Source organism: Acidovorax sp. M14 (assembly GCF_049331375.1).
Taxonomy (GTDB): Bacteria; Pseudomonadota; Gammaproteobacteria; order Burkholderiales; family Burkholderiaceae_C; genus Acidovorax.
Map to the genome: position 1 here is coordinate 420,152 of NZ_CP186263.1, position 12,056 is coordinate 432,207.

Annotated in this window: 10 protein-coding genes and 5 tRNA genes; 14 read left to right on the plus strand and 1 reads right to left on the minus strand. The window is 59.9% G+C overall.

Going from position 1 to position 12,056, the window contains the following annotated elements; all coding sequences use genetic code 11:
* Window positions 1–4: 4 nt before the first annotated feature.
* A complete protein-coding gene (locus ACOYR4_RS02040) occupies window positions 5–1,300 on the minus strand; it encodes an efflux RND transporter periplasmic adaptor subunit (protein WP_422848464.1) in 1,296 nt (431 codons plus the stop codon).
* A gap of 189 nt (window positions 1,301–1,489) precedes the next feature.
* Between ACOYR4_RS02040 and ACOYR4_RS02045 the strand changes: the two genes are divergently transcribed.
* The 14 genes from ACOYR4_RS02045 (at window position 1,490) to rpoB (ending at window position 12,040) form a co-directional block, all read left to right on the plus strand.
* Window positions 1,490–2,146 carry a TetR family transcriptional regulator gene (locus tag ACOYR4_RS02045; RefSeq protein ID WP_422848465.1) on the plus strand — a complete coding sequence of 219 codons (657 nt, stop codon included), beginning with the start codon at window positions 1,490–1,492 and terminating at the stop codon, window positions 2,144–2,146.
* A gap of 69 nt (window positions 2,147–2,215) precedes the next feature.
* Window positions 2,216–2,291 (plus strand) — tRNA-Arg (locus tag ACOYR4_RS02050).
* Window positions 2,292–2,393: 102 nt separating this feature from the next.
* Window positions 2,394–2,479, plus strand: a tRNA-Tyr gene (locus ACOYR4_RS02055).
* 73 nt (window positions 2,480–2,552) lie between these two features.
* Window positions 2,553–2,626: transfer RNA gene (locus ACOYR4_RS02060), tRNA-Gly, on the plus strand.
* A 60-nt stretch (window positions 2,627–2,686) separates the two neighbouring features.
* Window positions 2,687–2,761: transfer RNA gene (locus ACOYR4_RS02065), tRNA-Thr, on the plus strand.
* 74 nt (window positions 2,762–2,835) lie between these two features.
* Entirely contained in the window at window positions 2,836–4,026 is a 1,191-nt protein-coding gene (gene tuf / locus ACOYR4_RS02070; protein ID WP_015012187.1) for an elongation factor Tu, read from the plus strand.
* A gap of 15 nt (window positions 4,027–4,041) precedes the next feature.
* Window positions 4,042–4,117, plus strand: a tRNA-Trp gene (locus tag ACOYR4_RS02075).
* A 91-nt stretch (window positions 4,118–4,208) separates the two neighbouring features.
* A complete protein-coding gene (secE, locus tag ACOYR4_RS02080) occupies window positions 4,209–4,595 on the plus strand; it encodes a preprotein translocase subunit SecE (protein ID WP_422848466.1) in 387 nt (128 codons plus the stop codon).
* Complete coding sequence (nusG, locus tag ACOYR4_RS02085) at window positions 4,592–5,188, plus strand: transcription termination/antitermination protein NusG (protein WP_015012231.1); 597 nt, start codon at window positions 4,592–4,594, stop codon at window positions 5,186–5,188. Before secE ends, nusG begins: the two co-directional genes overlap by 4 nt.
* Window positions 5,189–5,350: 162 nt before the next feature.
* Complete coding sequence (gene rplK / locus ACOYR4_RS02090) at window positions 5,351–5,782, plus strand: 50S ribosomal protein L11 (protein WP_008907082.1); 432 nt, start codon at window positions 5,351–5,353, stop codon at window positions 5,780–5,782.
* The gene (gene rplA / locus ACOYR4_RS02095; RefSeq protein ID WP_015012232.1) at window positions 5,783–6,478 is read left to right on the plus strand and encodes a 50S ribosomal protein L1; all 696 of its coding nucleotides are present in this window, start codon (window positions 5,783–5,785) and stop codon (window positions 6,476–6,478) included. It abuts the gene before it with no gap.
* 240 nt (window positions 6,479–6,718) lie between these two features.
* Window positions 6,719–7,243 (plus strand): 50S ribosomal protein L10, encoded by a 525-nt coding sequence (rplJ, locus tag ACOYR4_RS02100; RefSeq protein ID WP_060986604.1) that lies wholly within the window; start codon window positions 6,719–6,721, stop codon window positions 7,241–7,243.
* Between the two features lie 40 nt (window positions 7,244–7,283).
* The gene (gene rplL / locus ACOYR4_RS02105) at window positions 7,284–7,661 is read left to right on the plus strand and encodes a 50S ribosomal protein L7/L12 (protein WP_015012234.1); all 378 of its coding nucleotides are present in this window, start codon (window positions 7,284–7,286) and stop codon (window positions 7,659–7,661) included.
* Window positions 7,662–7,927: 266 nt separating this feature from the next.
* On the plus strand, window positions 7,928–12,040 hold the full coding sequence (gene rpoB / locus ACOYR4_RS02110; RefSeq protein ID WP_060986603.1) for a DNA-directed RNA polymerase subunit beta: 4,113 nt from the start codon (window positions 7,928–7,930) through the stop codon (window positions 12,038–12,040).
* Window positions 12,041–12,056 lie beyond the last annotated feature (16 nt).

Here is a 12,056-nt window from a genome sequence, read left to right on the forward strand (position 1 = left end):
CCCCTTATGGCTTGGATGCGGCCGAAGCCGGTGCGGCCGGTGCCTCTGCGGAGGTGGGGGCGGAGGCTGTCGTTGCTGCCGGCGCAGGAGTGCCTGGCGCTTGCCATGGAACGGGCTTTACCGGGGTTCCGGGCGGCAGCATCTGCAGCTTCTGGAATCCGTCCACCATCACTTTTTCTCCCGCCTTCAGTCCGTCCAGCACCACCCAGCGGTTGTTTTGCGCGGCACTGATCTTGACGGTGCGCTGGGACACCTTGCCGTCCTCGCCCACCACGCTGACCGTGTCGCCCTGCTGGGTGCGCGTGACAGCCTGCTGGGGCAGGGTGATGGCGTTGCTGGCCTGTGCCTGTTCAATCCGCACGCGCAGGTACAGGCCGGGCAGCAGTTCGCCCTTGGGGTTGGGCACTTCGGCGCGCAGGGTGACTTGGCCGGTGGTGGAGTCCACCGACAAGTCTGTGAACAGCAGCTTGCCGGCTTGCGCGTATTCAGAGCCATCGCTGAGTACCAGCTTGACGCTGGCCCCCTGTCCGCCGCCAGCGCGCTTGAATTGCCCGCTTTCCATGGCACGGCGCAGCTGGAACACGTCTGCGGCCGATTGGGTGAAATTGACGTACACCGGGTCGATCTGCTGCACCACGGCCAAGGCGGTCGCTTCGCCCTGGCCCACCAGGGCGCCTTCGGTGACCAGCGCGCGGCCGATGCGGCCGGAGATGGGGGCGGTCACGCTGGCATAGCCGAGGTTGATGTCGGCGGTGCGCACAGCGGCCTTGGCGGCCGCCACATCGGCCTGGGCCTGTTTCTCGGCTGCTTCGGCGTTCACAAAGTCCTGTTTGCTGATGGCATTGGCGGCGACCAGCGGGCGATAGCGTTCTGCCTGTGCGCTGGCCTGCGCCAGATTGGCCTGTGCCTTGGCGAGGCTGGCGCGTGCACTTTCTGCCGCTGCGGCGTAGGGCGCGGGATCAATGCGGAAGAGCACCTGCCCCGCCTTGACGTCGCTGCCTTCCTTGAACACCCGCTGTTGGAGGATGCCTGCGGCCCGGGCGCGCACCTGGGCCACGCGCGATGCCTCCACGCGGCCAGGCAGCTCGGTGATCAGTCCTACGTCGCCCGGGGTGGCGGTGACCACCCCCACCTCGACGGGCGGGGGCTTGGGGCCACCCGCACCGGCGGCCTGTCCATCGGCCTTGCCGCAGGCGGATACCAGTAGCACCGCTGCGCTGATGGCGGCCAGCGAAAGCACTCGTCGGGTGGAGGCGGCACGCAGTTGCGGGGTGCCGGATGCGTCATGCAGTTGGGGCATGGAAGTCCTTTGGATGTGCGTCAGAAAAGGGAGGGAGCCACTAGGCAGGCCGGGCTCAGGGCGCTGCGCGCGAAGTCCCGCCAGTTTGATCGGAAATTATACATACAGACATGAATGTATAATTGTTGACTGCGACAGATGCCCCTCCGCAGCTGTAGGGGTTTTGGAGACTCAACAAGGTGTTTGACTATGGCGCGCCGGACAAAAGAAGATGCAATCGCCACCCGTAACGGGTTGATCGATGCGGCTGAATTGGTGTTTCGGGAGAAGGGAGTGTCCCGGGCGTCGCTGAGTGATATTGCACAGGCTGCGGGGGCTACCCGTGGTGCGATCTACTGGCATTTCAAGGACAAGGTAGATCTGTTCGGGGCCATGATGGATCGGGTCACGCTGCCGCTGGAGCAGGGCTTTGCCAGCTTTGAAGACAGTGCGGGTGCTGATCCGGTGCAGCGGTTGCGGGCGGTGATGGCTTTGGTATTTCGCAGTGTTGCCTCAGACGAGCACACCCGCCGCGTGTTCGAAATTGCTTTGTACAAGGTGGAGTACGTGAGCGAGCTGATGGGCTTGCGTGAGCGCCATGTGGCGGCTTCTGAGGGTTTTACGCAGCAACTGGCGCGTGACTTTGCGTTGGCGGCGGAGTTGCAGGGGGTGGCTCTGTCGATGTCAGCCATGGAGGCGGCCATCAGTCTGCACGCTCTTTTTGATGGATTGATTCGCAACTGGATCCTCAATGAGGGTGGCTTCGATCTCGTTCGCGTGGGGGGTGCGAGCACTGACGCATTTCTTCAGGGGGTGGGCTTGTCGCTGGACGGGTCGAAGGAGTCCATGCGCCCCTGTCGTGATTGAGCGCCGGGGCTTTGTTTGGTTGGAAGCCCGTCGCGTGCAATAATCAAAGGCTGCGTAAGTCAGAGGTGTGCGGCTGTAGCTCAGTGGATAGAGTATTGGCCTCCGAAGCCAAGGGTCGTGGGTTCGATCCCCGCCAGCCGCGCCAACGATCGATGCAGCAGCAAGCATTGCCAGTGTTTGTGATGGGTGCCAAGTGCGTTTAATTTTTAAACGTGCAAAAAATTGGTGCTATAATTCGAAATTCTCCGGAGGGGTGCCCGAGTGGCTAAAGGGGGCAGACTGTAAATCTGTTGGCTTACGCCTACACTGGTTCGAATCCAGTCCCCTCCACCAGTGAGTGAGCAGTGTTGAGAGTGTTGCTTGGCCGTGCAAGATGGGGTCAAGTTCGCAAAGACCGGTGGTCTGCGCGGGAGTAGTTCAATGGTAGAACCCTAGCCTTCCAAGCTAATGACGCGGGTTCGATTCCCGTCTCCCGCTCCATTGTTCATTGCGTTGGTTTGTTGAATAGAAATTTTTGGTGCTGTGCAAGCAGTGTCAATTGCCCATGTGGCTCAGTGGTAGAGCACTCCCTTGGTAAGGGAGAGGTCGCGGGTCCGATTCCCGCCATGGGCACCACTTTCTGGTGCGTCCGGTTCTGGTTGCGCCGAGATCCTGTTGTGTAGATATAGATTTTTTTCGGAGTCGGAAAAATGGCAAAAGGAAAATTCGAGCGGACCAAGCCCCACGTCAACGTGGGCACGATCGGTCACGTGGACCATGGCAAGACGACGCTGACGGCAGCTATCGCCACGGTGCTGTCCTCCAAGTTCGGCGGCGAAGCCAAGGCCTACGACCAGATCGACGCTGCGCCCGAAGAAAAGGCCCGCGGTATCACGATCAACACCGCCCACGTGGAATACGAAACGGCCAACCGCCACTACGCCCACGTGGACTGCCCCGGCCACGCCGACTATGTGAAGAACATGATCACCGGCGCTGCCCAGATGGACGGCGCTATCCTGGTTTGCTCCGCTGCTGACGGCCCCATGCCCCAGACCCGTGAGCACATCCTGCTGGCCCGCCAAGTGGGCGTGCCTTACATCATCGTGTTCCTGAACAAGTGCGACATGGTGGACGACGAAGAACTGCTGGAACTCGTCGAAATGGAAGTGCGCGAACTCCTGGACAAGTACGACTTCCCAGGCGACGACACCCCCATCATCCGTGGCTCCGCCAAGCTCGCCCTGGAAGGCGACAAGGGCAAGCTGGGTGAAGAAGCCATCATGAAGCTGGCCGAAGCCCTGGACACCTACATCCCCACGCCTGAGCGCGCTGTGGACGGCGCCTTCCTGATGCCTGTGGAAGACGTGTTCTCCATCTCCGGCCGCGGCACCGTGGTGACCGGCCGCGTGGAACGCGGCATCATCAAGGTCGGCGAAGAAATCGAAATCGTGGGTATCCGCGACACGCAAAAGACCACCTGCACCGGCGTGGAAATGTTCCGCAAGCTGCTGGACCAAGGCCAAGCTGGCGACAACGTCGGCCTGCTGCTGCGCGGTACCAAGCGCGAAGACGTGGAGCGCGGCCAAGTGCTGTGCAAGCCCGGCTCGATCAAGCCCCACACCCACTTCACGGCTGAGGTGTATGTGCTGAGCAAGGACGAAGGCGGCCGCCACACTCCTTTCTTCAACAACTACCGTCCCCAGTTCTACTTCCGCACGACCGACGTGACTGGCGCCATCGAGCTGCCAGCCGACAAGGAAATGGTCATGCCTGGTGACAACGTGTCGATCACTGTGAAGCTGATCAACCCCATCGCCATGGAAGAAGGTCTGCGCTTCGCTATCCGCGAAGGCGGCCGCACCGTGGGCGCTGGCGTCGTGGCCAAGATCATTGCTTAATCAAGCAAGGTATACAGGGGTATAGCTCAATTGGCAGAGCGTCGGTCTCCAAAACCGAAGGTTGTAGGTTCGATTCCTACTGCCCCTGCCACTTGAATGTGGCCCCCAACAAGCCCGCCAGACTCTGGCGGGCTTCGGTGTCTTAGGTGATGCCGTGAATCGGAAGCAGGAAATACTCAAAGATGGCCACTTCACAGGTTGAAACTGTCAATACAGGCGCAGACAAGGCCAAGCTCGCAGCGGTGGTGGCTTTGGTCATTGCATCTGTTGCGGGCTTTTATTTGTTGGACAAGCAGGGCGCTGTCGTGCAGTGGGCTGCGCTGATCGTCGGACTGGTCGCAGCGGCAGCAGTGTTTCTGATGTCGGAATCCGGGCGTCAGTTTGTCGCGTTTGCCAAGGATGCATGGCGCGAAGTGAAAAAGGTGGTCTGGCCCACCCGCAAGGAAACCTTGCAGATGACGGCCTATGTGTTCGCCTTTGTGGTGATCATGGCGCTTTTCCTGTGGTTCACGGACAAGACGCTGGAATGGGTCTTGTACGACTTGATTTTGGGTTGGAGAAAGTCATGACGACCGCTGCGGAAATCACGGGAGCACAGGCTCCTGCAGGCGCTTCTGCCTCGGCCAATCCCGACTTGCGCTGGTACATCGTTCATGCCTATTCGGGCATGGAAAAGGCGGTGGAGCGCAATATTCAGGAGCGGATCGGCCGCTCTGGCATGCAAGACAAATTCGGCCGCATTCTGGTGCCGACCGAAGAAGTCGTCGAAATGAAAAACGGCCAGCGCAAGACGACGGAGCGTCGCTTGTTCCCTGGCTATGTGTTCGTTGAGATGGTGATGGATGACGACACTTGGCACTTGGTGAAGCACACCAACAAGGTGACGGGTTTTGTGGGTGGGGCCAAGAACCGTCCGGCGCCCATCTCGGAAGACGAAGTGCAAAAGATCGTCAGCCAGATGCAGGAAGGCACCGACAAGCCGCGCCACAAGATCGAGTTCATGGTGGGCGAGTTGGTGCGCGTCAAGGAAGGCCCTTTCACAGACTTCAATGGTTCCGTGGAAGAAGTCAATTACGAAAAGAGCCGTGTGCGCGTTTCCGTGATGATCTTTGGCCGCTCTACCCCTGTGGAGCTGGAATTCGGACAGGTCGAAAAGACATAAGTCCCGTGATCATTGAGGCGTTCGACCTCGGTGATCTGGACAAAATTTTTGGATGCCGCACTTTTCGGCTCGGTGCGGACATCGTCACAGTGAGTCGTTAACCCCGGGGAGCTGGTGGTTGCTCGGTGCAACACAAGCGTTATGACCCGTCAGGAGTAAAACATGGCGAAAAAAATCGTCGGTTTTATCAAGCTGCAAGTTCCAGCTGGTAAGGCCAATCCATCCCCACCTATCGGCCCAGCACTGGGTCAGCGTGGCCTCAACATCATGGAGTTCTGCAAGGCATTCAATGCGCAGACCCAAGGTGTGGAGCCAGGCCTGCCATTGCCCGTGGTCATCACGGCGTTTGCAGACAAGAGCTTTACCTTCATCATCAAGACGCCGCCTGCGACGACTCTGATCAAGAAGGCCATCAAGCTCGAAAAGGGTTCTTCCAATGCCCTGAAGACCAAGGTCGGCAAGATCACGCGCGAACAGCTCGAAGAAATCGCCAAGACCAAGATGAAGGACATGAATGCCGCGAACGTTGACGCTGCTGTCCGTACGCTGGCTGGTTCCGCACGCTCGATGGGCGTGACGGTGGAGGGTTTGTAAATGGCCAAGTTGACGAAAAAGCAAAAGGCCCTGCAGGGCAAGGTTGACAGCACCAAGCTGTACGCTTTTGCAGACGCAGTGGCGCTGGTGAAAGAAGCCGCAACGGCCAAGTTCGATGAATCCATCGACGTGGCGGTGCAGCTGGGCATTGATGCCAAGAAGTCGGACCAAGTGGTGCGTGGCGCTGTGGTGCTGCCCAACGGCACTGGCAAGACGACCCGCGTGGCCGTGTTTGCACAAGGCGCCAAGGCTGAAGAAGCCAAGGCCGCAGGTGCTGACGTTGTGGGCATGGACGACCTGGCCGCCATGGTCAAGGCTGGCGACATGCCTTTCGACGTGGTGATCGCTGCTCCTGACGCTATGCGCGTCGTGGGTACCCTGGGCCAGATCCTGGGCCCCCGTGGCCTGATGCCTAACCCCAAGGTGGGCACCGTGACTCCTGACGTCGCTACGGCCGTGAAGAACGCCAAGGCTGGTCAAGTGCAGTTCCGTGTGGACAAGGCCGGTATCGTGCACAGTACCATCGGTCGCCGTTCGTTCGACAACGAAAAACTGCAAGGCAACTTGGCTGCACTGATCGACGCCCTGAACAAGGCCAAGCCAGCTTCGAGCAAGGGTCTGTACCTGCGTAAGGTCGCTGTGTCCTCCACGATGGGCGTTGGCGTCCGCGTGGATACGCAATCCATCGCAGCGTAATTGCGATAAGAAATCTTCAGGTCTTTCAAAGGGCCTGATGTGGTGGGCTGTGGGTGGTGTAACAACTGCCTGCAGGCCATCCAAGACCGTTGGTGTGTGGTTAGCCGCACTTAATCCCTCCTTGGGGCCAACGCAGATGGCGATCCCGCTGCAGATGGAATCCGTTCCGAAACAGTTGGTCGCTGCAACAAGAGCGCGCAAAAGGGTGCAAATCCGAATGCGCAATTTAAGGAGTAGACCTTGAGTCTTAATCGCAGTGAGAAAGAAGCGGTCATCAGTGAAGTGACCAGCCTCGCCGCTAAAGCTCAAACGCTTGTGATTGCGGAATACCGTGGCATCACGGTCGCCGACATGACCAAACTGCGCGTCGATGCTCGCAGCAAGGGTGTGAGCCTGAGTGTTCTGAAGAACACCCTGGCCCGCCGTGCTGTGGCAGGCAGCCAGTTTGACGTGGTGGCCGACCAGATGACGGGTCCCCTGATCTATGGCTTCTCCGAAGACGCTGTGGCCGCCGCGAAAGTGGTGTCCGACTTTGCGAAGACCAACGACAAGTTGGTGATTCGCGGTGGCGCTTTCGGTGGTAAGGCCCTGGACGTCAATGGCGTGAAGCAACTGGCCAACATTCCTTCCAAGGAAGTTTTGCTGGCTCAGATTTGTGGCTTGCTTATGTCCCCCATGTCGCGTACGGCCGTTGTGCTGGGCGCGCTGGCGGCGAAAAAAGGCGAAGGCGCAGCCGCACCGGCCGCCGAACCTGCAGCAGCTTGATAGCTGGGCAGTCAACCAACACAATTGTTAGGAAATCAAAATGGCATTCGATAAAGACGCATTTTTGACCGCGCTGGACAGCATGACGGTCCTGGAACTCAATGACCTGGTGAAGGCCATTGAAGAGAAGTTTGGCGTGAGCGCTGCAGCCATGGCTGCTCCTGCTGCCGCTGGCGGCGGCGGCGGCGCAGCTGCTGCTGAAGAAAAGACGGAATTCAACGTGGTGCTGACCGATGCTGGCGCCAACAAGGTGTCCGTCATCAAGGCAGTGCGCGAAATCACCGGTCTGGGCCTCAAGGAAGCCAAGGACCTGGTGGACGGCGCTCCCAAGAACGTCAAGGAAGGCATTGCCAAGGCCGACGCCGAAGCAGCCGTCAAGAAGCTGGTGGAAGCCGGCGCCAAGGCCGAACTCAAGTAATTCGGTCTTGCTCAAGGGCTGGAGTGCTCCTCAAAGGGCCTCCAGCCTTTGGTGCTTTCAGAGCGCACCCGCAAGCCCCGTTCTCAACGCGGCTTTCGAGTGTCTTCTGACAATCCCGACAGCAGAAGACGCCTTGGTTCGGGTGATGTGCAACGCATCACCGTCCGCCATGGTTGGTAGTGGCCAACCGCCAAGCCCACAAGGACCACTCGCCTTGTGGGTCAGTCGTCGAAGACCCAGGACTCATGTCTTTGCCCGGAGATCTCATGGCCTATTCCTACACCGAACGCAAGCGAATTCGCAAAAGTTTCGGCACCCGCGATAGCGTGCTCGAAGTTCCTTATCTGCTGCAGATGCAGAAGGACGCATACACCGCTTTCCTGCAGGCAGATACAGCGCCCCAGAAAAGAACCATCGAAGGCCTTCAGGCTGCATTCGACGCTGCCTTCCCGATCGTCTCCCACAACGGTTTTGTGGAGATGAAGTTCATTGAATACAACCTGGCCAAGCCGGCTTTTGACGTGCGCGAATGCCAGACCCGTGGTCTGACCTTCGCCTCGGCCGTGCGCGCCAAGGTGCAGCTGATCATCTATGACCGCGAGTCTTCGACGTCGCAGTCCAAGGTGGTCAAGGAAGTGAAGGAGCAAGAGGTCTACATGGGCGAGGTGCCTTTGATGACCGACAAGGGCTCGTTCATCATCAACGGTACCGAGCGTGTGATCGTGTCCCAGCTGCACCGCTCGCCGGGCGTGTTCTTCGAGCATGACAAGGGCAAGACCCACAGCTCGGGCAAGCTGCTGTTCTCGGCACGCATCATTCCCTACCGTGGTTCCTGGCTCGACTTCGAGTTCGACCCCAAGGACATCCTGTACTTCCGCGTGGACCGTCGTCGCAAGATGCCGGTCACGATCCTGCTCAAGGCCATTGGCCTGAACCCCGAGTCCATCTTGGCGAACTTCTTCGTCAACGACAACTTCCGCCTGATGGACAGCGGCGCGCAGATGGAGTTTGTGCCCGAGCGTCTGCGTGGCGAAGTCGCGCGCTTCGACATCACCGACAAGTCCGGCAAGGTGGTGGTAGCTAAGGACAAGCGTGTCACCGCCCGTCACACCCGCGAACTGGAACAGTCTGGCACCACGCACATCAGCGTGCCTGAAGACTTCCTGATCGGCCGTGTGGTCGCCCGCAACATTGTGGACGCCGACACCGGTGAAATCATTGCCAAGGCCAACGAAGAGTTGACCGAAGCGCTGCTCAAGAAGCTGCGTTCTGCTGGTGTGCAAGACCTGCAGGTCATCTACACGAACGAACTGGACCAAGGCGCTTACATCTCGCAGACCCTGCGCATCGATGAAACCGTGGATGAGTTCGCTGCCCGCGTGGCCATCTACCGCATGATGCGCCCTGGCGAGCCACCCACGGAAGACGCCGTGCAGGCCCTGTTCCAGCGCCTGTTCTACAACCCCGACACGTACGACCTGTCGCGCGTGGGCCGCATGAAGTTCAACGCCAAGATCGGCCGCGACGAATCCACCGGCCCCATGGTGTTGTCCAACGAAGACATCCTGGCCGTGGTCAAGATCCTGGTGGACCTGCGCAACGGCAATGGCGAAGTCGATGACATCGATCACCTGGGCAACCGCCGCGTGCGTTGCGTGGGCGAACTGGCTGAAAACCAGTACCGCACAGGCCTGGCACGTATCGAAAAGGCCGTGAAGGAGCGTCTGGGCCAGGCCGAGCAAGAGCCGCTGATGCCCCACGACCTGATCAACAGCAAGCCGATCTCGGCCGCCCTGAAGGAATTCTTCGGCGCATCCCAGCTGTCGCAGTTCATGGACCAGACCAACCCGCTGGCCGAAATCACGCACAAGCGCCGTGTGTCCGCTCTGGGCCCAGGTGGTCTGACCCGCGAACGCGCAGGCTTCGAAGTGCGTGACGTGCACGTGACCCACTACGGTCGCGTTTGCCCTATCGAAACGCCTGAAGGCCCCAACATTGGTCTGATCAACTCGCTGGCTCTGTATGCCCGCCTGAACGAGTACGGTTTCATCGAAACCCCTTACCGTCGCGTGGTGGATGGCAAGGTGACCAACGACATCGACTATCTGTCGGCGATTGAAGAAGGCAAGTACGTGATTGCGCAGGCCAATGCGCAGCTCGACAAGGACGGCCGCCTGACGGGTGAGCTGGTCTCTGCCCGTGAAAAGGGTGAGTCCATTCTGTGCGGTGCAGACCGTGTGCAGTACATGGACGTGTCGCCCGCGCAGATCGTGTCGGTGGCTGCCTCGCTGGTGCCTTTCCTGGAGCACGACGACGCGAACCGCGCGTTGATGGGCGCCAACATGTCGCGCCAGGCCGTGCCTGTGCTGCGTCCTGAGAAGCCTCTCGTGGGCACGGGCATCGAGCGCGTGGCTGCTGTGGACTCGGGCACCGTGGTGACTGCTACCCGCGGCGGTGTGGTGGACTACGTTGATGCCACCCGCATTGTGGTGCGCGTGAACGACGACGAAGCCGTGGCCGGTGAAGTCGGTGTGGACATCTACAACCTGATCAAGTACCAGCGTTCTAACCAGAACACCAACATCCACCAGCGTCCCATCGTCAAAAAGGGCGACATGCTGGTCAAGGGTGACGTGATCGCCGACGGTGCATCGACGGACTTCGGCGAAATCGCCATCGGCCAGAACATGCTGATCGCGTTCATGCCTTGGAACGGCTACAACTTCGAAGATTCGATCTTGATCAGCGAGCGCGTGGTCGCGGAAGACCGCTACACCTCGATCCACATCGAGGAACTCGTGGTCATGGCCCGCGACACGAAGCTGGGCGCCGAAGAAATCACGCGCGACATTCCGAACCTGTCGGAACAGCAACTGAACCGTCTGGACGAGTCCGGCATCATCTACGTGGGTGCCGAAGTGCAGCCTGGCGATACGCTGGTCGGCAAGGTCACGCCCAAGGGTGAAACCACGCTCACGCCTGAAGAGAAGCTGCTGCGCGCCATCTTCGGCGAGAAGGCGTCGGACGTGAAGGACACCTCGCTGCGTGTGGACCAAGGCTCGTCGGGCACCGTGATCGACGTGCAGGTCTTCACCCGTGAAGGCATCCAGCGCGACAAGCGCGCTCAGCAGATCATCGACGACGAGCTCAAGCGCTTCCGCCTGGACCTGAACGACCAGCTGCGCATCGTGGAGGCCGACGCGTTCGACCGTATCGAAAAGCTGCTGACCGGCCGCGTGGCCAACGGTGGCCCACAAAAGCTGGCCAAGGGCACGAAGATCGACAAGGCTTACTTGGCCTCCGTCGAGAAGTTCCACTGGTTCGACATCCGCCCTGCGGAAGACGAGGTCGCCACACAGCTCGAATCCATCAAGAACGCGCTGGAGCAAACCCGCCACAGCTTCGACCTGGCTTTTGAAGAAAAGCGCAAGAAGCTCACGCAAGGCGACGAGCTGCCAGCGGGCGTGCTCAAGATGGTCAAGGTGTACCTGGCCGTCAAGCGCCGCCTGCAGCCCGGTGACAAGATGGCCGGCCGCCACGGTAACAAGGGTGTGGTGTCCAAGATCGTTCCGGTCGAAGACATGCCTTACATGGCTGACGGCACGCCTGCCGACATCGTTCTGAACCCGCTGGGCGTGCCCTCGCGGATGAACATCGGTCAGGTGCTGGAAGTTCACCTGGGCTGGGCTGGCAAGGGCATTGGTCAGCGCATTGGCAACATGCTCCAGGAGCAGGCCAAGGCTGCTGAACTGCGCAAGTTCCTGGAAGAGGTCTACAACTCGCGTGGCCGCAAGGAAGACCTGTCGCAGCTCAGCGACGACGAACTGATGGCCATGGCCGAGAACCTGACCAACGGCGTGCCCTATGCCACCCCCGTGTTCGACGGTGCTTCGGAAGAAGAAATCAAGGACATGCTCAAGATCGCCTACCCGGACGACATCAAGGAGCGCAAGGGCCTGACCGAGTCGCGCACCCAGGCGTATCTGTATGACGGTCGCACGGGCGAGCGCTTCGAGCGCCCGACCACTATCGGCTACATGCACTACCTGAAGCTGCACCACTTGGTGGACGACAAGATGCACGCCCGCTCGACCGGCCCGTACTCGCTCGTGACGCAGCAACCTCTGGGCGGTAAGGCCCAGTTCGGTGGCCAGCGTTTCGGGGAAATGGAAGTGTGGGCGCTGGAAGCTTACGGCGCCGCCTACGTGCTGCAGGAAATGCTGACAGTGAAGTCCGACGATGTGGTGGGTCGTACCAAGGTGTACGAATCCATCGTCAAGGGCGAACACGCCATCGAAGCCGGCATGCCGGAATCGTTCAACGTGCTGGTCAAGGAAATCCGTTCGCTGGGCCTGGACATCGAGCTGGAACGCTCCTAAGCAGAAAAGGAAAGAG

Bases quoted from the DNA above. Each gene is read 5' to 3' on its own strand.
- ACOYR4_RS02040 (WP_422848464.1), bottom strand. From the start codon at position 1,300: ATGCCCCAACTGCATGACGCATCCGGCACCCCGCAACTGCGTGCCGCC.
- ACOYR4_RS02045 (WP_422848465.1), top strand. From the start codon at position 1,490: ATGGCGCGCCGGACAAAAGAAGATGCAATCGCCACCCGTAACGGGTTG.
- tuf (WP_015012187.1), top strand. From the start codon at position 2,836: ATGGCAAAAGGAAAATTCGAGCGGACCAAGCCCCACGTCAACGTGGGC.
- secE (WP_422848466.1), top strand. From the start codon at position 4,209: ATGGCCACTTCACAGGTTGAAACTGTCAATACAGGCGCAGACAAGGCC.
- nusG (WP_015012231.1), top strand. From the start codon at position 4,592: ATGACGACCGCTGCGGAAATCACGGGAGCACAGGCTCCTGCAGGCGCT.
- rplK (WP_008907082.1), top strand. From the start codon at position 5,351: ATGGCGAAAAAAATCGTCGGTTTTATCAAGCTGCAAGTTCCAGCTGGT.
- rplA (WP_015012232.1), top strand. From the start codon at position 5,783: ATGGCCAAGTTGACGAAAAAGCAAAAGGCCCTGCAGGGCAAGGTTGAC.
- rplL (WP_015012234.1), top strand. From the start codon at position 7,284: ATGGCATTCGATAAAGACGCATTTTTGACCGCGCTGGACAGCATGACG.
- rpoB (WP_060986603.1), top strand. From the start codon at position 7,928: ATGGCCTATTCCTACACCGAACGCAAGCGAATTCGCAAAAGTTTCGGC.